Genomic DNA, 21,716 nt, shown 5'->3' with positions numbered 1-21,716 from the left:
TTCAAGCGTCGGCTATCGTCTAATTCGGTTATCTGCGCACCGGCTGGTTGCCGATGCCGGCGGCCGCCTTCAGGGCTCCCGCCAGATCGGCAAAGGAATCCGGGGATGGCTGATCGCCGGGCGATTGCTTCAATACGTCGTAAATGACGGGCACCTGCTTGACCGCCATGTCGAGATCCGGATCGGCGCCCTGCCGGTAACCGCCGATCAGGCGAAGGTCGCGGGTTTCCTCGTAACGGTGAACCAGAGCCTTGAGACGCGAGACCAGCTTCTCCTGATCCGGCGTCCAGGCCTTGCGCGCCAGACGCGAGATCGATGCGAGCGGATCGATCGGCGGATAGCGGCCCTCATCGGCGAGGCTGCGCTGGAGCACGAGGTGGCCGTCGAGAATGCCGCGGGTGGAGTCGGCGATCGGGTCGTTGTGATTGTCGCCATCGACGAGGATCGAGATGATGGCGGTGATGGTGCCCGTGCCCTCGGGGCCGGGGCCGGCACGCTCGAGAAGGCGCGGCAGTTCGGTGAAGACGGATGCCGGATAGCCGCGCGCGATCGGCGGCTCGCCGGAGGCGGTCGCGACTTCGCGGATGGCGTGGGCGAACCGCGTGACGCTGTCGACGATTAGAAGCACGTTGTCGCCCTGGTCGCGGAAATGCTCGGCGATGGTGATCGCCGTCAGCGGCGCCATCTTGCGCAGCATCGGGCTTTCGTCACTGGTCGCCACAACCACGACCGACTTCTGCATGTCGGCGCCGAGCGTATCCTCGATGAATTCGCGCACCTCGCGGCCACGTTCGCCAACCAGCGCGATCACGACCTTGTCGAAGGCGTCGGCGCGCGCAAGCATGGAGAGCAGAGTCGATTTTCCGACGCCAGAGCCGGCGAAAATGCCGAGGCGCTGGCCGAGGCACAGCGGCGAGAAGATGTCGATCGCGCGCACACCGGTCTTGAAGCCCTTCTCGACACGCTGGCGTGTCATCGACGGCGGTGCGGTGTTGGAGATCGAGCGACGCTTCAGTCCCTCGACAACGGGTCCCTTGCCGTCGATCGGCTCGCAGAGCGAGCTGATGGTCCGACCGCACCAGCTGTCAGACGGCGCGATGCGGAAGGCACCCTTGCGAATGACGGTGTCATGGATGCCGATCGGTTCGCCTGGTTCGATGGGGCAGACATAGGCAAGATCCGGCTCTACGCGCACGACTTCACCGAGATGCACGCCCGTTGAAGACTTGTGGGCGACGAACTCTCCCAAGCGCAGATGGCGCGAGAGGCCCGTGACCGTGTAGTGACCGGTCGCGATCGTCTGCACATGGCCGCCGGGGGCGATCATGAAGTCGGGATTGGTGTAGCGTGCCGAAAGCGCTTCGAGATGAGTGAGCTTCTTGGAAAGCGCCGCCTCGGTCAGCTGTTCATTGCCCATGGGTCAAACCTTCCGCTTAGCGGCTGCCACCAAGCGTCTTGATGGCTTCGCCGAAGGAGGATTCGCTGTCCTTGGTGAGCGAGGTCATGCTTTCGAAGGCACGGTTGACCTCGATCAGCTGAGTGATTTCGCGCATCGCATTGACGTTCGAGTTTTCGAGATAGCCCTGCTGAACGCCGACATTGAAGCGGTCGGTGACGGCGGTCGGCGTCTGAGTGGTCATGATGCCGCTGTTTTCGTAACGAAGGTAACCCTTGGAAATGTCAGCCTCGAAGAGGCCCAGCGAGGCGACCTGCCGGTTGTTCTGGTATATCATGCCGTCGGAGCCGACCTTCGGCTCGCCAGCGGTTCTGTCGAGCATGATCGGCGCGCCGCCGGTGTCGAGTACCGGATACCCGCGAACCGAAACCAGCTCGCCGGTGTCTGTCAGCGTGAAGCGACCGTCCTTGGTCAGCACCCGGCCTGCCGGCGTGTTGAGTGAGAACCAAGCATCACCCTTGATGGCGAAATCGAGCATGTTGCCGGTGTGGTTCATTTCACCATTGTCGGCGGACAGGTAGTCGTTGCCCTGCGAGACATATGCGATCTTCGCGTTGAGCTTGTTGTCGGTCTCGCCAATCAGCTGGTTGAACTTGACCTCGGTGCCGCGAAAGCCTGTTGTGTTCACGTTTGCCAGGTTGTCCGCGATGGTGTCGAGGCGACGCATAAGTGCCATCTGCGACGACAGCGAAACATAAAGACCGGATTGCATCGGGGTAGGCTCCTGGCATTGGCGATGAACGTTACGAAACCCGGGCGTTTATGGTGTGTTCGGCCCCGATTCCGCTGAGGCGGCATCTCAGACATGGGCATGGTGACCCATTCGTCATCTGTAGATTGTCAGCAAATCCTTGCGCGAAGCTGGCATCTGAAATGCTTGGCAAAAAGCTTGCCGGAAAGCTTAATCGTCAAGGCGAGGATCAGCCTCACGCAAGCCAGCCCTCCTATCCCTTCGGTTGAAAATAACGATCAGGTTTGGACTGGCGATGAATATCATTATCGGATTTGTGATTGTCTGCGGCTGTATCGTCGGCAGCTTCATGGCCATGGGCGGTCACATCGACGCGCTCTGGCAGCCCTTCGAGCTCGTCATCATCGGCGGCGCCGGCATCGGCAGCTTCATCATGGCCAACCCGATGAAGGTCGTGAAAGACTCGGGCAAGGCGCTTGGGGAAGCCTTCAAGCACTCGGTTCCGAAGGAGCGCAACTATCTCGATACGCTCGGCGTTCTCTATTCGCTAATGCGCGACCTGCGCACGAAGTCGCGCAACGAGATCGAAGCTCACATCGACAATCCGGCCGAATCGTCGATCTTCCAGTCCGCGCCGACCATCCTGAAGAACAAGGAAATCACGGCGTTCATCTGTGACTACGTTCGCCTGATCATCATTGGCAACGCCCGCAGCCACGAAATCGAAGCGCTGATGGATGAAGAGATCAACACGATCCTTCACGACAAGATGAAGCCCTATCACGCCATCCAGACGATGGGCGACGCGTTCCCGGCAATCGGTATCGTCGCGGCCGTTCTCGGCGTCATCAAGGCCATGGCGCACATCAACGATTCGCCTGAAGTTCTCGGCCACCTGATCGGCTCGGCGCTCGTCGGCACCTTCCTCGGCATTCTCTTGTCCTACTGCGTATGTTCGCCGATCACCTCGCAGATCAAGATCGTGCGCTCCAAGCAGCACCGCCTCTACGTCATCGTCAAGCAGACCCTGCTTGCCTACATGAACGGTTCGGTTCCGCAGGTCGCTCTCGAATACGGCCGCAAGACGATCTCGGCCTACGAGCGTCCTTCGATCGACGCCGTCGAGCAAGAAATGATGAACCCCGGTGGTGAGAACAAGGCGGCCTAAACGGACATGAACGCTCAACTCCAGAAACCATTGATGGACGACGCGCTGCTCGCGAAGCTGACAGGCAGGCTGGGCGACAAGGCGACGGTGGAAAAGCTCTGCGCCGCGTTCGGCGACGTCTACCGGGTATTTCTCCCCGATGTCATCAAGAGCGAGACCGACCTCGACGTGCAGGTCAACTATCTCGGTTGCCACGCCGGCTACAAGCACGACCTGGTCGCCGATCTCGGAGACAGCGTTACCCTCGTCGACGGATCGCTTCGCAACTGGTCGCCCGACTTCACGCTTTCCTGCGGCAACGGCTTCGTCATCACGCTGATGGAGCATCTGCTCGGCGCATCGCCCGAGACGGTGGAGCAGCCGGCGGATCGCCTGCTATCGATCATCGAGCTGGAACTTGCTGTCACCGTGTTCGAGAAGATCGCCAACGTCCTGCGCTCGGCCGTCAACGCGCCTGGCGGGTTCGAGCCTAGCCTCGAGCCTCCGCACGCCGCCGAGACGCGGCCGAAGGCTCCCGACGACAAGCCGGATGAATTTGCCGCCGCGATCAACATGTCGATCACGCTGTCAGGCATCACATCGGAATTCTCGCTGATCGTTCCCCAGGCCGCGCTGTTGAAGACGACTGTGGTCGCACCGCGCGCCAAGAACGCATCGGCCAACTCGTCGGAATGGACGGAGCAGATGAGCGAGCAGGTTCGCCGCTCGCAGGTGACGCTGGAAGCCAAGATCCATCTTCAGGAGCTGACGCTGCGCACCATCTCCAAGCTCGCGGCCGGCGACGTCATTCCCTTCCTCGACAGCGGCGATGTCCGCGTCGATGTCAGTGCCAACAGCAAAGAGCTTTACGTTTGTGAGTTGGGACGTTCGGGCGAGAATTATACCGTCCGGGTGAAGGATACGATCAACTCGGATGACGACCTCATCCGCTACTTAATGAATTAACCGATTTCGGCCCCTGCCCCCAAAGGCAGGTTGAGGCAAGTTTCAACTGGAATAGTGATTTCATGGCGACGAAAAAAACAAAGAGCACCGATCTCGAGCAACCAGGCAACGAAGCCGAGCTTGATCAGGCTATCGATGATCTGCGTGGCGTTCTGAAAACCGACGCGGAAGGCGGCATGCCCGACTTCGGCGGCGACGGTCTCGACGCGTTTGGCGGCGGTACCGACCTGTCTGCCTTTGGCGGCGATCTGGAAACCGGCACCGACACGGATTTTGGCGGCGGCGATTTCGGCGGCTCCACGGACTTCGGCGGCGTTTCCGATTTTGGCGACACATCGTCGACCCCGGGTGTCGCAGCCCCGCTCGGCAGCGCGATGCAGTCGAACATGGACCTGATCATGGACATCCCGATCGATGTTCAGATCATGCTCGGCAGCAGCCGCATGCAGGTCTCGGGCCTGATGAACCTCAACGAAGGCGCGACGATCGCGCTGGACAAGAAGATCGGCGAGCCGGTCGAAATCATGGTGAATGGCCGCAAGATCGCGCGCGGCGAGATCACCGTTCTCGAAAATGACGACACACGTTTTGGCGTAAAACTGATAGAAGTTTTAGGTACTAAGAAAGCCTGATCCCGCTGTAGGGACGGAGAGGTTAGACCATGATGGACTTTGACGATTTCGGCGGCGCTCTTGCCGAGAAACCGTTGACCCAGGCTGAGAAAGCAGCGGCCGTTCTCCTCGCGATGGGGAAAGGGGTTGCTGGCAGACTGTTGAAGTATTTCACGCAGGCCGAACTGCAGACGATTATCGGATCCGCGCAGGCTCTGCGCGCGATCCCGCCGGATGAGCTGCTCGGCCTTGTGGCCGAGTTCGAGGATCTGTTCACCGAAGGTGCAGGTCTGATGGACAACGCCAAGGCGATCGAAAGCATCCTCGAAGAAGGGTTGACGCCTGACGAAGTCGATAGCCTTCTTGGCCGCCGCACGGCGTTCCAGGCCTATGAAACCTCGATCTGGGACCGGCTGGGCGAAGGCGATCCCGCTTTCATCGGCAAGTTCCTGCTGCGCGAACACCCGCAGACGGTCGCCTATATCCTGTCCATGATGCCCTCTTCCTTCGGCGCCAAGGTGCTGATGCAGATCCCCGACGGCCGCCGCGCCGACATCATGAACCGTACCGTCAACCTGAAATCCGTCAGCCCGAAGGCGGCACAGATCATCGAAAAGCAGGTCATGACGCTGCTCGCCGAGATCGACGCCGAGAAGAATTCGATCGGCTCGACGAAGGTTGCCGAACTGATGAACGAGATGGACAAGCCGCAGGTCGACACCTTGCTGACGTCGCTCGAATCGATCAGCCGCGAATCGGTCAACAAGGTTCGTCCGAAGATCTTCCTCTTCGAAGACCTGATGATCATGCCGCAGCGCAGCCGCGTCATGCTGTTGAACGACATTTCCGCGGATATCCTGACCATGGCGCTGCGTGGCTCCTCGTCGGAGATGAAGGAAGCCGTTCTCGCCTCGATCAGCCCGCGTCAGCGCCGCATGATCGAATCCGACCTGCAGAGCGGTACGACGGGCATCAACCCGCGCGAGATCGCAATCGCCCGCCGCGCCATCGCGCAGGAAGCGATTCGTTTGGCCAACTCCGGCCAGATCCAGCTCAAGGAAGGCGAAGCCGAAGGGGCAGCTGCCGCCTAAGCCGCTGTTACTGTGTACAGATAGGCCCGGGACGAACGCCGCGATTGATCACGGCATTTCCGGGGACTACAAAAGCAAGGGTCGCGCGCGGGCGCGGCCTTTTCTTTTGAGTAGGAGTCGCGACCGTGGCGGACGACGACAAGGACAGTAAAACAGAAGCGCCTACCGCGAAAAAGCAAAGCGACGCGGCAGAGAAAGGTAATACCCCCTTCTCGCGCGAACTGCCCCTCTTCGCCACGGTTCTCGCCACCTACATCTATCTCATCTTCTTCCTGCCGAATGGGCTCAGCGTCGTCGGAGCGTCGCTGAAGGATATTTTCGAGCAGCCGGACCAGTGGAAGATCGACACCGGATCTGACGTGCTGTCGCTCTTCGTCCACCTTGGTTGGGTCAGCGCGCAGCTGCTCGCGCCGGCGATGATTCTCTTCATGGTCTTCGGCGTCGCCGCTTCGATCGGCCAGAACCTGCCGGTGCCGGTTCTCGAACGCATCAGGCCGCAATGGTCGCGCATATCGCCAGCCAAGGGGTGGTCGCGGCTCTTCAGCCTCCAGGGGCTTATCGAGTTCGGCAAGTCGCTGACGAAGATCGTCATCGTCGGTGTCGTGATGGTTTTACTGCTGCGCAGCGACTACTTCGCGTCGATCGATGCGATGTTCTCCGATCCGCGAACGATCTTCACCCGCATGATGTCGGCCATGCAGAAGATCACGCTTGTGGTGCTGGTCGCGACCGCGCTTGTGGCGATCGTCGACTTCTTCTGGACGCGCTATCACTGGTTCACCGAACTGAAGATGTCGCGCCACGAAATCAAGGAAGAAAACAAGCAATCCCAGGGCGACCCCTTCGTGAAGGGCCGCCAGCGCGCGCTGATGCGCGACCGCGCAAGACGCCGCATGATCGCCAACGTGCCGCGCGCCACCATGGTGATCGCCAACCCGACCCACTTCGCCGTTGCGCTTCGCTATGTGCGCGAGGAAAACGACGCGCCTATCGTCGTTGCCAAGGGCCAGGACCTAATTGCGTTAAAAATCAGAGAGATCGCCGAGACGAACGGAATACCGGTTTTCGAAGATCCGCCGCTTGCGCGCTCCATGTTTGCGCAAGTCTCGGTGGATAGTGTCATCCCGTCAGTATTCTACAAGGCCGTCGCGGAGCTCATTCATCGGGTGTACGCGGCGCAGGCCAAGAACAACCGGGTAAGATAAACGAATGAAAAAATGCCCCTACTCTGCCCAGCGCGAGAAGATTCTTGCCGAAGCAATCAGCCCGGTCGCGACCGAATTGCGGCTGCTTGATGCTTCGGACCTGATTTCGATCCTGCGATTTGAGTATTACGGCAATCTTTCAGACCTCGTTTCCTCGGCCGCCGAGATGTTCTTCCATCCCGGCACCGTCAATTTCGGCCATGGCGGCAGCTATACGCTCGAATGGGGTGGCAAGCCGGAGGTCGTCATCGACCTCGAGATCAAGCCACGCGGCGTCACCGTATACGCACAGCTAACGCTCGCCGCCGAGCACGCCGGTATCGAGATCAATCATATCGCTTTCGAGAATCCCTCGTCGAATCCGCACGAGAACACTGCTTTTCTCGAACGGAGCCTCAATCAGGCGCGCTACAATGTACCGCCGCTTCAGGCGCTCGCCAGCTAACTATCCAATCCGAATCAATTCTCAGCTGATGTAGCCGAGCCGTATCGCCTTGGCGATCGCCTGGATGCGGTTGACCGAATCCAGCTTGATCGTCGCCGAGCCGAGATAGGCATTGACGGTGTGCACCGACAGGCCGAGCTTGTCGGCAATTTCTTCGCTGATACGGCCGTCGCCGGCGAGCTGCAGGCAGGCGATCTCGCGTTCGCTGAGCGCTTCGGCGGCGGCCACGCGGCGTTCGTCGAGCGAGAGCAGGTCGATCATCACCTGGCAGGCGCGGCCGTGCAGCTCGACGACCATGTCGTTCGGCGGATCAAGATCATCGCCCGTGAAAACGACGAAGCCATTGCCGATCGCGCCCAGGCGAACGGGGAAAGCGAGGCCGGAGAACGGCACGAGGCCATCCGGAAGCCGCACGACGAATGGCGCCATGCCGATCGCGCCGGGGAAGCTGCGATCATGGCTGCCGGCCCATGCGAGCGGCAGGAGCGACTTCTCGACATGTTCGATCAGCGCATCGCCGTAGGCATCGACAAAGGCCTTGTGCAACGAGGCGTTGGCCGAACCCCAGTTCTCCAGCTCGCAGATCAGGCGCTGCTTGGCGGGCAGGCCTGAGCCCGACATGCGGTAGACTGCGAAGTTCTGCGCGTCGGCGAGCTTCTGCATGGCGACCAGGCGCGGGAAGAGATCGGATCGGCTGCTGACCCTGTTGGCGCGCGTGGAGCGCGAGATGGTGTCGGAGCTGCTGATCGACCGGCCCGATGCATATGCCATGAGCGCGCCCTCCTTACACCAGGTTGTTTCTGACAGCGAAAGCAATGGCTTCAGAACGGGTCTTCGTCGCCGTCTTGCGCATGACGCTGGTGATGTAGTTGTTGATCGTGTTTCGCGAGATACCGAGGATCATCGCGATTTCGTCGCTGGTCTTGCCTTCGGCAATCCAGAACAGACATTCGAGTTCGCGATCGGTCAGTTCGAAATCGCGATCCGACTTGGTACCGCTATACTGCAGCAGGCTGGTGTAATAGGCGGTCAGCAGGCCGACATCCCGCAGGCGCTCCTGCGAGAGGATGAAGCCATCGTCGAACAGGAACATCAGTGCCAGGCGCGAGCGCCCGATATTGAACATCAGCGAGCAGTACTGGCGGCTTGCGCCATCGGGAACGTCGGCTGTGTCAGGCAGGACGGCGAAGTGCGGCTGGAAGAGCTGCATGCACTTCTCAAGCTCGGTCGCGCGGCCGAAACCGCCGACGAATGCTTCGGCGAGATTGGTCACAAGATCGAAAGGCCAATCGGAAGAGACCACGAAATCGAGGCCGGCTTCCTGCAAGAGATCGGCGCGTGCCAGGAGATAGTGCGAAGCGCCCACGTAATCAGTCAGGATACCCAGCCCTGGCTGCAACCTTCCCGTGCCCGCTATCTCGCACAGCTGGGCAATGAGTTCCGAGCGCGATGACAGGTTGGCCGCAGCAATGCCAACGAAGTTCCCTGTCCTCGTTTCGCTCTTGAGAGCTTGCAATATATGCATGTCCATTGGCAATTCCTGAGGCTGAGAACCTATCACGAAAAAAACTTGATCCCGTCTTTCAGCAAAGAAATGCACCTTCTCCGCGAATCATCCAAGGGTACGTCAATGAATGCAAACCACCATCTCCGAGTTCTGGGGATTTACTTTCGCCGCGAACTGTGCGTCGATTCGCACAAAGAATTCATCTCTTAGAAGTTATAGTAAGCTAAGATGATTCGAGGCCATATGGCAATACGATTCGCGTCAAACGCGAGTCATGCACCGTTTTCGTGTGTGCGATGTGCCAAAAAAGATAAGGGCCGGTTTCCCGGCCCTTTTGTTACGCGGCGTTGTCGACCGCCCATTTTCTGAGGATTTTCGCTGCGCGTTCCTCATTGATCTCGACCATTCGGGCGAGCTTGCGCTCCGGCCCTTCCTTGACGCGGCGATTGAAGCTGCCGTCGTCGTCGCCGAGACTGAGGAGATCTTCGGTGCTGTCGAAGCCGAAGTCCGAGCCGAAGCCATCCATGAGGGCCCCGCCGCTGGCGTCTCCTGCCGGAGCGAAGTCCGGGAGTTCGAGGCCGGCGCTTTCGATCGAAGTGTCGCCGGCGATTGCCGCGCCGCCACCGGTCATGCTGCGGACCATCGGACGGACACCCATCCAGATGACCAGGAAGGCGACGACCACGAAGGCGAGCGAGTTGATGATGCCGGCGAGGTTGCGGCTCAACATGTCCATGACGCGGACGCCGGAACCGGTTTCTTCGAGGAGCTGGTTTTCGAGGAAGTCCATGGCCGTGACGGTGACCACGTCGCCACGATCGGTACGGATGCCGGCGGCCGAGGCGACGATCTTCTGCATCTCGGCAAGATAGGCATCGATCTTCGCCTGGTCGACGGGTTCACCGACCATCTGGGCGATACGACCCTTGTTGACGACCACCGCGATCGAGAGCTTCTCGACCTTGTAGCTGTTGCGGGTCGTTGCCGTGGTCTTGCTGTTGATCTCGTAGTTGGTCTGCTCTTCCTTCTTGTCGGACTTGTCCTGCGAGGCGGGACCGTTCGAACCACCACTTGGCGGAGCGGCCTGCGGAACGTTCTGCTGCACGGTGGCAGCGTTGTCGTTCGATGTCTGCTGGGACTGGGCCGCTTCCTTGGTGGTGCGGATGGAGCGTTCGACCTTGGATTCCGGATCGTAGACGGTTTCCTGGATCTGCTGCGCGTCCGTGTTCAGGTCGGCGGTGACGCTGGAGCGGAAGTTGTCCATGCCGAGGAACGGCGAGAGCGCCTTGTCGATGTTGGAGCCGATTTCGTCCTGAACGTTCTGGACGATGCCGAGCGAGCGATTGAGGTTGCTGTTGCTGGCCTCGTCGCCGGAAGCGAGCAGCTGGCCGGCGGAATCGAGAATGGTCACGTCACCGACATCAAGCCCCGGTACGGCCGAGGCGACAAGGTGACGGATGGAGCTTGCCGCGGCGCGGCCGGTCGAGGCACTCGCTCGCAGCATGACGGATGCCGTCGGCTTCTGCTCGGCGCGGCGGAAATTGCCGACCTCGGGCATGACGATGTGCACGCGTGCGGCCGATACGCCGGAGATCGATTGGATCGTGCGGCCAATCTCACCTTCCAGTGCGCGAACGCGGGTTACTTCCTGCATGAAGGAGGTCAGACCGAGCGAGCCGACCTTGTCGAAGAGTTCGTAGCCAGCATTGTTGCTGTTGGGCAGGCCCTTTTCGGCGAGCAGCAGACGCGACTTGCCAGTCATGCCTGCTGGCACGGTGATGCTCGAACCGTCGGAACCGACCTGAAACGCGATGTTCGATTCGGCGAGCGCAATGCTGATCTGGTTCAGATCGGACGAATCGAGCCCGACATACAGCGTTTCTTGAGCGGGTTTGTTTACGAAGAGAGCGGCGCCGAGAATGAGCGCCACGGAAACCACCCCGATGCCGGCCAACGCCAGCAGGCGATTCCGCCCAAGGGAACTGAAGTTCCTAATAACCGGAAGTAATTGATTTAACAGATTCATTCTGTTCTCGCACGATCTTTACAGACAAAGCAGGCCTATCGCCTAATTTGACCTATAGAAGCCGAAACTTGTGCGAGCGTTTCGTATTGACGTCCTGCGAAGGTGGCCGACTAGAAGAAATCGAAGTCGCCGGCCGCCTTGTTCATCGGCTGGGAGTGGCCATGGCGCATGCCACTACCGCCCAGTGCGCGCTGCATTTCGCTCAGTTTCACGAGGCTGAGCGCGGTTGCGACGTCGACCATCCATTCGTTGGAGATCTCGCCGGTTATCGTGTCGATGAACTCGGCGATCCCACGCGCCTTCTGCACGGCAAGGTCGATCCCCTGCAGGACCTTCATGCTCTCGGGCGCGTTCAGCAGATTTTCACCGCCGATCTCAAGAAGCTGAGGTTCGATGCGTTCAATCAGATAGGCGACGTCGTGCAGTTCGGACACCACCCGCATCAGGATATCTGGCAGAGCTTCGACCGGCGACGGTTGATCCGCCTGTGCATTCACGTTCATTAGGACCTCGGCTCAGAAGAATTCGATACTGGTTTCAACTGGCTTCTGCGGGGCAACCGGACGCTGTTCGAGCGCGACGGTCTTCTGGGTTTCGGCACCTGTGAGCGGGTACTGTCGAGCGCGACCGGAGACCGGCCAGAACTCGAGCTTGCGCCCGTGATCGCCGCCGGTACTGGAACCGACGATGGGGATGCCTTCATCCTTCAGAAACTGCGTGGCAAAAGCGGCATTCTGTTCCCCGACATTCGAGAATGTCGAGATCGTCTTCGCTCCTCCGAAGATCTTGGCTTCCAGGCGGTCGCGACGCGCGCCCTGCTTCAAGAGACCGTTGATCAGCAGTTCCATGAGATGCACGCCATAGCGCGTCGCATCTCCCCCCGTCATAGGCGTCGTGGCGTTGCCCGGCAGAAGGAAGTGGTTCATCCCCCCCACGCCGGCCACAGGATCCCGTAGGCATGCAGCCACGCACGAGCCAAGAATGGTCGTCAAGACCGCGTTCGGATCATTCAGGACCTTCCATTCGCCCTGAATGATGTGAACACGGCGGGCCGCAACCTCGATCGTCATTTCAATGCTCCAAATACGGCCTCGATGGCCGCCTTCATCTTTTCGATGGTGAAGGGCTTTGCCAGGACGTTGTTGGCGCCAAGCGCCGCAGCCTTGGTGACCAGCGCGCGGTCGCCCTGCGCGGTCAGGATGATGAAGGCGGCCTTCTTGGTCGTCGGATTGCTGCGAACGGCCTGCAAGAAGCCGAGACCGTCCATATTCGGCATGTTGAAGTCCGAGATGACCAGGTGGTGCGGCTGCTGGGCCATGATCTTCATGCCCTGCACGCCATCGCCGGCGGCGGTGATCTGCTTGAAGCCGAGCTGGGTCAGCGCGTCGCTGAGCAGCAGGCGGCTGGTGACCTGATCGTCGACGATCAGAACTTTGATTTTCTCTGCGAGTGACATTAGTCAGTTCCTTCCTTACGGGCGGTCATCTTCAAGATTTCCTCGCCAATGGCATTAAGCGGCAGCTGCTGTTCGACAGCGCCGAGTTCGAAAGCTACCCGCGGCATCCCGTAGACCACCGAGGTCTTTTCGTTCTGTCCGAGGGTACGGGCGCCTGCATGGCGCATTTTCAGGAGACCGGCGGCGCCGTCGCGACCCATTCCGGTCAGGATCACGCCGACAGCATTGCGACCCGCAAGCTCGGCGACGGAATCAAAGAGAACATCGACCGAGGGCCGGTGACCATTGACCGGCTCGCGCTCGAGAAGGCGGCAGCAGGGTGCGGATGGGTTGACCACCTGCAGGTGCCGCTCGCCGCCGGGGGCCAGATAGATCTTGCCGATTTCGAGCCGCGCGCCATCCGTCGCTTCCTGCACGACAGGCGCACAGAGGCGGTTCAGCCGCTCCGCGAAGCTCTTGGTGAAGGTCGACGGCATATGCTGCGTGATCACGGTCGGCGGGCAGTTGGCCGGGAATTTCTGCAGCACGGCGATCAAAGCTTCCACGCCACCGGTCGACGAGCCGATCGCGACCACCTTGCGGCCGACGCGATAATCGGCAACCGCGGGCGGCGGCGCGACAGGCTGCGGTGCCATGACGGGACGGCGCTGCGAACGGGCAGCGGCCTTCACCTTCTCGGCGAGGTCGGCGAAGGGGCGCATATCGCCCGGCTGCGGCTTGCTCACGCAATCGAACGCGCCGATCTCCAATGCCGCGAGCGTCGCGTTGGTGCCGCGATGCGTCAGCGTCGAGACCATGATGACGGGCATCGGGCGCAGACGCATGATCTTTTCGAGAAAATCGAGGCCGTTCATGTTCGGCATCTCGATATCGAGCGTCACGACATCCGGATTGAGCTTCTTGATCGCCTCGCGCGCTTCCATGGCGTCGCCGGCCTGGCCGATGACATCGACGTCAGGATCGGACTGCAGCACGGCGGTGATGAGACCGCGCATGGTGGGAGAATCGTCAACAACGAGAACACGTGCCGCCATGCTCATCCCTTCCTCCCAAGGCCCTTGGTCGTATAGCGGTACGTGGTGATACCGATATTGTCGAAGACATGCTTGGAATCGCCGGACACCCGCTCGGAGTGGCCGATATAGAGATGACCGCCTTCGGGCATGAGCTCGGCGAAGCGCGACCAGATCTTCATCTGGGTCGGTTCATCGAAATAGATCACGACGTTGCGGCAGAAAATGACGTCGAACTTGCCCTTGAACGGCCACTGGGCCATCAGGTTGAGCTCGTTATAGGTGATCAGCCGCTTGACGCGGTCATCGACCTGGAACTTGCGGCGCCCGTCGATATTGACTTCGCTGAACCACTGCTTGCGCATGGCGGGCGAAACTGTCTCAAGCGCGCTTTCGTCGTAGGCGCCGGCGCGGGCGATGGCGAGGATCTTCGGATCAATGTCGGTCGCGAGGATCTTGAAATCGTAATCGGCGACATTCGGCATCATCGACAGGACGGTGAGCGCGATCGAATAGGGCTCCTGGCCATCCGACGAGGCGGCCGACCAGATGCGGACGCGACCGCCCGACTTGGCACGCTGCAAGAGCTCCGGCAGCACGTGATCGCGCATATGCTCGAAGTGATGGTTTTCACGGAAGAAGCGCGTGAAATTGGTCGTCAGATGCGACAGCATTTCGCGGCGCGGCGCGGCACCCGCCTGCGAAGACACCAGCGAACAGTATTCGCGGAAGCCTGACAGGCCGAGATTGCGAATGTGCTTGGAAAGACGCGAATAGACCAGCGATGCCTTGGTCTCGTTGAGGAAGATACCCGCATCCGAGTAGATCATCGCGGCGATTTCCGTGAGGTCGCGGCGCGTCAGCGGGTATTCGCCGCTCGCCAGAACCTCGTCGGGGCTCCCCGGTCTCACATCTTTTGCACTCAAGACACTCATGCAGCTTCGCTTTCCGCGTCAGGGAATATGACTTCCAGTTCCAACAGGCAGATCAGACGTTTTTCGATCGCCATGATCCCGCGCGCGAACTGACGCTGCAGTTCGGACGCGATCTCGGGCGTTGGCTGTACGTTGTCTTCACTAACAGTCAGTATATCCGACACCGCATCTACAAGCAGACCAACTACTTTTCGGTGAACTTGGGCCACAATAATGACATGGCGCTGCGTCGGCTCGGTCGGCTTCATGCCGAGACGGGCCGATAGATCGATGATCGGCAGCACGGCGCCACGCAGGTTGATGACCCCTTTCATGTAGGAAGGCGAGTGCGGCATGGCCATTGCTGGCGTCCAGCCGCGGATCTCGCGAACCGACATGACATTGACGCAAAACTCCTGATCGCCGACGCGGAACGCGATCAGCTCGCGGTGCCCTTCGCTCAGATTTTTCACGATATAAGACATAACTTAACCCGCCGCCGCCAGGGATACTTCCTGTCTCAACGCCTGGCCGCGCGAAGCGCCCACGACTGCATCGACATCGAGAATGAGCGCGACGCGACCGTCGCCCAGGATGGTTGCCGCGGCAATGCCCGGAACGTGGGTGTAGTTCGCCTCGAGGCTCTTGATGACGACCTGACGCTGACCCTGGATCGCATCGACCATCAGCGCGCGCTGACCGCCGCCTTCGGATTCGACGAGCAGGGCAACACCTTCGACCGGATTGGCCTGGGTGGCGCGGAAGTTCAGGATGCGACCGACATCGACCAGCGGGCAGAAGGAGTTGCGGATCGAGATCAGGCGATGGCTGGCGCCGAAGGAGTGGATGGCGGATGCCTCCGGCTGCAGCGTTTCGACGATGGCCGTCAGCGGAACGACGAGCGTCTGGCCGGCGACCGTGACGACCATGCCGTCGAGAACGGCGAGCGTCAGCGGCAGGCTCATGGTGAAAACGGAGCCCTGGCCCGGCCGCGAGGTGATGTTGATACGACCACCGAGCGCCTGGATCGAGCGCTTGACGACGTCCATACCGACGCCGCGACCGGAAATGTCGGAGATCTTGTCGGCCGTGGAGAAGCCCGGCGCGAAGATCAGGTTGTCGATTTCCTCGTCCGTCAGGTTGGCGTCCGGCGAGATCAGGTCGTTGTCGATTGCCTTCTGCTTGACGCGTTCGCGGTTGATGCCCGCGCCGTCGTCCTGCAGTTCGATCAGGATGCGGCCCGAACGATGCTTGGCGGTGAGCTTGATCGTGCCCTCGGGATCCTTGCCGGCGGCGGTGCGCTTTTCCGGGCTTTCGATGCCGTGGTCGACGGCATTGCGGATCATGTGGGTCAGCGGCTCGGCGAGCTTGTCGATAACCGTCTTGTCGACTTCGGTGTTTTCACCTTCGGTGACGAGGCGGATCGACTTGCCGACCATGTCGGCGACTTCGCGGACTATACGCGACATGCGCTGGAAGACCGGCTTCACCGGCTGCGCGCGGATCGCCATGACCGAATCCTGGATCTCGCGAGTGAGCTGCTGCAGCTCCTCGAGGCCCATGTTGATCGAGGACGTGCCGGTCGTGTCGTTTTCGATGACGCTCTGGGAGAGCATCGCCTGGTTGATGACGAGCTCGCCGACGAGGTTGATCAGGCGGTCGACGCGATCGAGATCGACGCGGATGGTCTGGCCGGCGCTGTTGGCGGCGGCATTGTTCTGGGCGGCGGCGGCAGCGGCTGCATTGGCGGCAGCAGCCGATTCCTTCTTTTCGACGCGGGCGGCGGCGGACGCGATCTGCGTCACGTTCGAAGCCGTCTCGGCAGCGGCAACGGCCGCGGCGGCATCGCTCTTTTCAGCAGCAGGGGCTTCCGGGCCGTCATCCAGCGCCGAGAGGTCGAAGGGTACCGGCACCATCGGCAGTTCCTCAGCCGGAGCGGCCTCGGCTTCGGCGGCGACCGTCGTGATGGTCAGTTCGCAATCCCACTCGGCGAATTCGAAGACCGCGCGGATCGCGTCTTCGCCCTTGTCGGTCTTGAGCGTGATGTTCCAGTAGAAATAGGCGGCTTCGGGGTCGAGCTCGTCGAGGCCCGGCAGCGCATCCATGTTGCAATAGGTGCTCATCTCGCCGAGGCGGCTCAGATCGCGCAACAGCAGTGTCGCGTCGTTGCCCTTGGAATAGAGCTCGAAGCGCGGCTTGAAGGTGATCTCGAAGGTCTCGTCGTCGCTGAAGTCGTCGAACGAGAACGGGATCGGCTCGAAGCCGCTCTCGTCGGTCGGCTTGACGGGGGCTGCGGCGACCGGCACTGGGGCGGCTGCAGGCGCTTCGGAAACGGCTGACGGCGATGGGAGTTCGCCGTTGGCAAGCGCTTCCAGCTCCTTGACGAGGCCACGGCTGCGGCTTTCGTCGACGCTGCCGCCGTCACGGGCGGCATTCGTCAGGTCCGCAAGCACGTCGGCCGACTTGAGCATGACCTTCAGGACGTCCTGGGTCGGCTCTAGCTTGTTGGAACGAACGCAATCAAGTGTGGTCTCGAACACATGGGCGAAGGCGACGAGATCGTCCAGACCGAAGGCGCCAGCGCCGCCCTTGATCGAGTGAACGGCGCGAAATACCGCGTTGACGGTTTCCGGATCACGATCGCCATCATTCATTTTCAGAAGACCGGATTCCAGTTCCGCGAGCTGTTCCTCGCATTCCTGGAAAAAGATCTCTTTGATTTCGTTCATATCCATAAAAGAAATTCCTGATTTTAAGCGGTTACGCGCTCAATGGCATCGATCAGCTTGGCAGGGTCGAAAGGCTTGACGATCCAGCCGGTGGCGCCGGCCTGGCGTGCGCGATTCTTCTTCTCGGCATCGCTTTCGGTCGTCAGGACCAGGATCGGAATGGCGCGGTACTTTTCGTTGCGACGAACGCCTTCGATGAAGCCGAAGCCATCGAGACGCGGCATGTTGATGTCGGTGACGATGACGTCGGGGTGGGATGTCTCCAGAACCTCGAGACCTTCGACGCCGTCTTCAGCCTGGATCGTCTCGAAGCCCGCATTGTTGAGGGTCACGAGGAGCATGTTGCGGATCGTCCGTGAATCATCCACGGTCAGCACTCTTTTCTTCATTACTAAATCTCCTTGGCGAGCAGCGGGTGAACATCCACACCGATCAGCTGCATGGTTTTCTGAAACGCGTCCGAAACCTTGGTGAAGGTGAACGCAAGCTTGTCCTGATCCCAGGTCTTGGCGGCCGACATCAGCACCTGCGCGCCGAGGGCCCCGACGCGCTCGACGGCCGATGCATCGATCGACACGGCGCTGCCGCGCATCGACAGAAACTTGTCGCGCAGGGCGGCGGCTTCGTTGAGGTCAATGGTCGCCGCCAGGTTCAGCGTCTTCCCACTCTTTTTTGCTGCCATCAGACTTTTCCTATCTGCTGATTGGCGCCCAACGAATGTGAGCCGCCGTCATAAATCAGTGCTTCAGTAAGCATTTCGTCCGCCTCCGAGACTTGCGAGCGGAGGGTTGAAATCGAATGCCGCGTCGGCTTCCTCGACAACCCGGCGGGCGGGCTGGGCATCGACGGCGCGAACGGGCCGGCGGTCACTCGCCTCGGCGCGATTGCGGGCAATGCGGAATTCGCGGACCGTGCGGCCAAGCTCGACGATGACAGTGTGGAGATCGTCTGCGCCATCGGCCGAATGCGATGCGGCGCCAGCGCTCTCAGCCACGCGTGCGCCCAGACCCTTGACGTCGGTGGTGACCGCATCGAGCACGGAGGCGTTGTCGCTGGTCTGGCTGGCGACAGAGGCGATGGCGGCGTTGATATCGGTGACCTGGCGCACGATGCTGCCGATCGAATCCTGCGTGCGGCCAACCATCTGCACACCTGCATCCACCTGCGACTTGGTGGTGGTCACCAGCGTCTTGATTTCGCGGGCGGCATCGGCCGAGCGCTGCGCCAGCGCGCGAACTTCCTGCGCGACGACCGCGAAGCCACGGCCGGAATCACCCGCGCGAGCGGCTTCGATGCCGGCGTTGAGCGCCAGCAGATTGGTCTGGAAGGCGATTTCGTCGATGGCGCCGATGATCTGGCCGATGCGCTCGGCGGACTGCTCGATGTCGGCCATGGCAGAGATGGCGCGGCCGACAACCTCGCCGCTTGCTTCGGCTGCCGCGCGCGTCGATGCGGCTGCATCTTCAGCCGCACGACTGCCGGCGGCACTGCGGCGCACGTTTTCGGAGAGATCGGCGAGCGTGGCGGCCGATGCCAGAAGCTGCTCGGCGTGACCGGTAGCGTGACCGGAGAGATTGCGGGCGGACTGGCCAAGCACCTGAACCGATGCCTCGGCCTTCAAGGTACGTTCGCTGATCGCGCCGAATTCGGTCTGCAATGCTTCGAGCGCGCCGTTCAGCGCCAGGGCGACATCATTGTGCGGGCCATCCTCGGTGACGACGGCGCGGGCGGTCAGGTCGCGGGCGGCCAGACCTTCGATGACGTCGGAGAATACGCGGGCGACCTCGGCCTTGTCGCTGCTTCGCTGATCGGCGATCTGGCGCTGCTGCGAGGCGCGGAGCGCATTGAAACGCAGCGACACGGCGATCTCGACATCGACCATCACGAGGCGGATGAGCGCGGTCATGAGGTCGGCGATTTCGCGCTTTCGGCGCTTGACGCTTGGAAGGAAGGAGGACCCGGCAAGCTCATCGGCGAGTCCGGCAATGACATGCTCAAGGACGACGCCGTGGCCGGCGACATGCCAGCGGGGGTCCAGTCCCATCTTGCTTTCGGAATCCGACAGAACCTTGACGCGCTCGGCGTAGAGGCTGTCGAAGCGCGCATCGGTCAGTACATCCCAGTGCGACGTCTGCAGATCATGGAGCCGATCGACCTGGCGCTCGCTCTCGAAATTGCGGGCTGCATCGGGGAAAGACTGGAAACGCTGGAAAAGATCGCGAAGGCCTGAGGTCAGGTGCTGCTGGAGCGCCGGGCGATAGCGCCGCACCATCTCGCATTGCTCGGCATCGAGGCCGGCAAAGCGCAGGCGGTCACGCAGGCTGCCCGCCTGTGCTCCACGATCCTGATCCGATGGCATATTCTGCCCCACGCCTGTCCCCAAACCAATGCCCGGGCATATCGCCCGAAGAGAAATCAAGCCTCCTGACACCAACACGGATGCGTGCGGACCTGACGCGGGCTAACGCCGGCGGTCGGACCTGTCGCGATCAGTGCGGACTATCGTAGAGCTACTTGAGAGATCGATACCGGATTAAGCCGGTACGGCGGTTCGGCGTCATGCCTGCTAGGAACGCTAAAATTTTCCCATTCCGACGTGTATTGCAATGTTTATGGTTAATTCCTTGCCTGAAGGTTAATACCCATTTTATGAATGTGGGCTTTCGGAGCAACGCGAATAACCATCCATGAAATACTGGCGTAGCGTTGCGCGGCTGCTACAAGTTCGAAGCAAGCTTCGTGTTATATCCCCGGCAAATCACGACATGACGTCATAGGGATTGAGCAATGATTGTTCTGGGTTTGGGTGCATGTTTTCTTGCTGTGTCTGTTCTCACGGCCGTCGCACTTCTCGACCGTATTGAAGCGGGCCGCGTCGCCTTGTCTTTGCGGGTGCTTTGAATTCCCGTCATAAAACAACAGTAATGGACGTGTTTAACCACTGAGCCGGCGAAGCGTTGCGCATTAGCCAGCGGTGGTTTGTTCAGTTTACGGAAATCAGACGCATGTCCCCACGCCTCGGTATCCTCATCATTATCGGCGTGACGCTTTGGCGCATCGTCACCTTGCACTTCGACACGACGGATCTGTTCGTCGACGAGGCACAATACTGGTTCTGGTCGCAGAATTTCGACTTCGGCTATTACTCCAAGCCACCGATGATCGCCTGGGTGATCCGCGCGATGACCGAACTTTCGGGATCGACCGCGATCTTCTGGATCCGGCTTTGCGGCCCGCTCGTGCACATGGCGACCGCTTTCGTGCTGATGAAGCTCGCCAAGCGCTTCGTCAGCCCCGAGATCGAGGGCTGGACGGGGGTCACCTACATCACGCTGCCCGGCGTCGCTCTTTCTTCCGTCTTCTTCTCGACCGACGTCATTCTGCTCTTCTTCCTGGCTGTTGCGCTGTTCGCCTATTTCGGCCTGACCCGCCAGCGCTCGATCGCCCTGGCGCTATTGATGGGCGTGGCCTTCGGCTGCGCCTTCCTGTCGAAATACGCCATCCTGTTCGTCGTCCCTGGCGGCCTGATCGCCCTGCTGCTTCTGCCGATGGCCCGGATCGGCTGGCGCGACTTCTTCATTTCGGCCGCAACTGCCATCGTGGTAGCGGCGCCGAACCTCTGGTGGAACGCCACCCATGACGCCACGACGATCAAGCACACGACCAGCATCGCCCACTGGAGCGGGCTGAGCCTCAATGTCGGCCACGGGATCGAATTCTTCGCCGCGCAGTTCGGCGTTGTCGGCCCTATCGTGTTCTTCGCGATCCTCTGGGCGGTCTATCGGGCTTTGAGAGGGCAAGGCAGCCCGATCGAGAAATTGCTGATCTGGCTTTCCGTGCCCGTCGTGCTCCTGATCACCTTCCAGGCTCTCATCGCCAAGGCCTACGCCAACTGGGCGGTGACGGCTTATGTCGCCGGCACGATCCTCGCCGTCTGGCTGCTTCATCGCGTCTGGCCCAAGGGGCTGCGCGTGTCGTTCGCGATCAACGGCACGGCCAGCGTGCTCTTTCCGCTCGCCGCCATCTTCGCGCACCAGCTCGTGCTGCCAAATGGAAACGAGGTGATGAAGCGCTATCTCGGCCGCAGCGCCGTCAGCCGCGAAGCCGGCGATCTGGCGCGACAGGCGGGCACCGCGATCATCGTCAGCGACAGCCGCGACATCCTGGCGGACATGTACCATACGCTCAGAAACGAGCCCTTGAAGATCTACGCGCGGCCGCCGGCGGAAGCGCCTGACAACTATTATGAGCAGACCTTCGCGCTACCCAATAATGTCAGCGACGACGTGCTGTTCGTCACCACGCAGCCCTTCGAGTGCGCAGAGCCGCCGCAGACCATCAAGTCATGGCAGCCGAGCGAAGGCTATTATCGTGGAAATACGATCTACGCCTACAAGGTGAAGGCCAGCTGCCTGGCGGCTGGAAAATAGCGTATCATTCGCTTGCGGGCCGCAGTGCA

The 21,716-nt window shown here is 60.8% G+C and carries 22 protein-coding genes; 7 read left to right on the top strand and 15 right to left on the bottom strand.

The features are described 5' to 3' along the window. Positions 1-28: 28 nt before the first annotated feature. Positions 29-1,417, bottom strand: a complete 1,389-nt coding sequence (fliI, locus tag ACIQUB_RS08565) for a flagellar protein export ATPase FliI (RefSeq protein ID WP_113235480.1) — start codon at positions 1,415-1,417, stop codon at positions 29-31. Between the two features lie 16 nt (positions 1,418-1,433). Beyond that, positions 1,434-2,168, bottom strand: a complete 735-nt coding sequence (gene flgF, locus ACIQUB_RS08560) for a flagellar basal-body rod protein FlgF (protein WP_113235479.1) — start codon at positions 2,166-2,168, stop codon at positions 1,434-1,436. A gap of 274 nt (positions 2,169-2,442) precedes the next feature. On the opposite strand from flgF, the gene motA reads away from it, so the two are divergent. From motA to ACIQUB_RS08530, 6 genes are all read left to right on the top strand, one after another. Then, positions 2,443-3,315 carry a flagellar motor stator protein MotA gene (motA, locus tag ACIQUB_RS08555; protein WP_018898423.1) on the top strand — a complete coding sequence of 291 codons (873 nt, stop codon included), beginning with the start codon at positions 2,443-2,445 and terminating at the stop codon, positions 3,313-3,315. 6 nt (positions 3,316-3,321) lie between these two features. After that, on the top strand, positions 3,322-4,260 hold the full coding sequence (locus tag ACIQUB_RS08550; protein ID WP_113235478.1) for a flagellar motor switch protein FliM: 939 nt from the start codon (positions 3,322-3,324) through the stop codon (positions 4,258-4,260). 62 nt (positions 4,261-4,322) lie between these two features. Continuing rightward, complete coding sequence (gene fliN, locus ACIQUB_RS08545) at positions 4,323-4,892, top strand: flagellar motor switch protein FliN (protein ID WP_113235477.1); 570 nt, start codon at positions 4,323-4,325, stop codon at positions 4,890-4,892. A gap of 29 nt (positions 4,893-4,921) precedes the next feature. Then, positions 4,922-5,962, top strand: coding sequence for a flagellar motor switch protein FliG (fliG, locus tag ACIQUB_RS08540; protein ID WP_018898420.1), 1,041 nt, complete (start codon positions 4,922-4,924; stop codon positions 5,960-5,962). Positions 5,963-6,087: 125 nt separating this feature from the next. Beyond that, positions 6,088-7,167, top strand: coding sequence for a flagellar biosynthesis protein FlhB (gene flhB / locus ACIQUB_RS08535; RefSeq protein ID WP_113235476.1), 1,080 nt, complete (start codon positions 6,088-6,090; stop codon positions 7,165-7,167). Between the two features lie 4 nt (positions 7,168-7,171). Continuing rightward, positions 7,172-7,612 (top strand): hypothetical protein, encoded by a 441-nt coding sequence (locus ACIQUB_RS08530; RefSeq protein WP_113235475.1) that lies wholly within the window; start codon positions 7,172-7,174, stop codon positions 7,610-7,612. Positions 7,613-7,633: 21 nt separating this feature from the next. On the opposite strand, the gene visR is transcribed toward ACIQUB_RS08530, so the two are convergent. From visR to ACIQUB_RS08465, 13 genes are all read right to left on the bottom strand, one after another. Then, on the bottom strand, positions 7,634-8,383 hold the full coding sequence (gene visR / locus ACIQUB_RS08525) for a transcriptional regulator VisR (protein WP_113235474.1): 750 nt from the start codon (positions 8,381-8,383) through the stop codon (positions 7,634-7,636). 13 nt (positions 8,384-8,396) lie between these two features. After that, positions 8,397-9,143, bottom strand: coding sequence for a transcriptional regulator VisN (visN, locus tag ACIQUB_RS08520; RefSeq protein WP_113235473.1), 747 nt, complete (start codon positions 9,141-9,143; stop codon positions 8,397-8,399). Positions 9,144-9,456: 313 nt separating this feature from the next. Beyond that, entirely contained in the window at positions 9,457-11,145 is a 1,689-nt protein-coding gene (gene fliF, locus ACIQUB_RS08515) for a flagellar basal-body MS-ring/collar protein FliF (RefSeq protein ID WP_113235472.1), read from the bottom strand. 110 nt (positions 11,146-11,255) lie between these two features. Beyond that, on the bottom strand, positions 11,256-11,648 hold the full coding sequence (locus ACIQUB_RS08510; RefSeq protein WP_113235471.1) for a hypothetical protein: 393 nt from the start codon (positions 11,646-11,648) through the stop codon (positions 11,256-11,258). A gap of 12 nt (positions 11,649-11,660) precedes the next feature. Continuing rightward, positions 11,661-12,215, bottom strand: a complete 555-nt coding sequence (gene cheD, locus ACIQUB_RS08505; protein WP_047507372.1) for a chemoreceptor glutamine deamidase CheD — start codon at positions 12,213-12,215, stop codon at positions 11,661-11,663. Next, positions 12,212-12,601, bottom strand: a complete 390-nt coding sequence (locus ACIQUB_RS08500; protein ID WP_018898412.1) for a response regulator — start codon at positions 12,599-12,601, stop codon at positions 12,212-12,214. The genes cheD and ACIQUB_RS08500 overlap by 4 nt, the downstream gene beginning before the upstream one ends. Further along, entirely contained in the window at positions 12,601-13,641 is a 1,041-nt protein-coding gene (gene cheB, locus ACIQUB_RS08495) for a protein-glutamate O-methylesterase CheB (RefSeq protein WP_018898411.1), read from the bottom strand. The genes ACIQUB_RS08500 and cheB overlap by 1 nt, the downstream gene beginning before the upstream one ends. Further along, positions 13,638-14,549, bottom strand: a complete 912-nt coding sequence (gene cheR, locus ACIQUB_RS08490; RefSeq protein WP_113009906.1) for a protein-glutamate O-methyltransferase CheR — start codon at positions 14,547-14,549, stop codon at positions 13,638-13,640. The genes cheB and cheR overlap by 4 nt, the downstream gene beginning before the upstream one ends. Continuing rightward, the gene (locus ACIQUB_RS08485; RefSeq protein ID WP_402929261.1) at positions 14,546-15,013 is read right to left on the bottom strand and encodes a chemotaxis protein CheW; all 468 of its coding nucleotides are present in this window, start codon (positions 15,011-15,013) and stop codon (positions 14,546-14,548) included. Before ACIQUB_RS08485 ends, cheR begins: the two co-directional genes overlap by 4 nt. 3 nt (positions 15,014-15,016) lie before the next feature. Continuing rightward, on the bottom strand, positions 15,017-17,263 hold the full coding sequence (locus ACIQUB_RS08480) for a chemotaxis protein CheA (protein WP_113235469.1): 2,247 nt from the start codon (positions 17,261-17,263) through the stop codon (positions 15,017-15,019). Positions 17,264-17,280: 17 nt separating this feature from the next. Beyond that, positions 17,281-17,646, bottom strand: coding sequence for a chemotaxis response regulator CheY1 (cheY1, locus tag ACIQUB_RS08475; protein WP_113235468.1), 366 nt, complete (start codon positions 17,644-17,646; stop codon positions 17,281-17,283). Positions 17,647-17,648: 2 nt separating this feature from the next. Then, the gene (locus ACIQUB_RS08470) at positions 17,649-17,939 is read right to left on the bottom strand and encodes an STAS domain-containing protein (protein WP_113235467.1); all 291 of its coding nucleotides are present in this window, start codon (positions 17,937-17,939) and stop codon (positions 17,649-17,651) included. A 63-nt stretch (positions 17,940-18,002) separates the two neighbouring features. After that, positions 18,003-19,616, bottom strand: coding sequence for a globin-coupled sensor protein (locus tag ACIQUB_RS08465; RefSeq protein ID WP_113235466.1), 1,614 nt, complete (start codon positions 19,614-19,616; stop codon positions 18,003-18,005). Positions 19,617-20,262: 646 nt separating this feature from the next. Between ACIQUB_RS08465 and ACIQUB_RS08460 the strand changes: the two genes are divergently transcribed. Then, a complete protein-coding gene (locus tag ACIQUB_RS08460) occupies positions 20,263-21,687 on the top strand; it encodes a glycosyltransferase family 39 protein (protein ID WP_113235465.1) in 1,425 nt (474 codons plus the stop codon). Positions 21,688-21,716 lie beyond the last annotated feature (29 nt).

Origin of the sequence: Rhizobium sp. NPDC090275 (assembly GCF_044772225.1) — a bacterium.
Classification (GTDB): domain Bacteria; phylum Pseudomonadota; class Alphaproteobacteria; order Rhizobiales; family Rhizobiaceae; genus Rhizobium.
The sequence above is the reverse complement of the archived record's forward strand: the minus strand, read 5'-3'. Positions and strand labels throughout refer to the sequence as shown.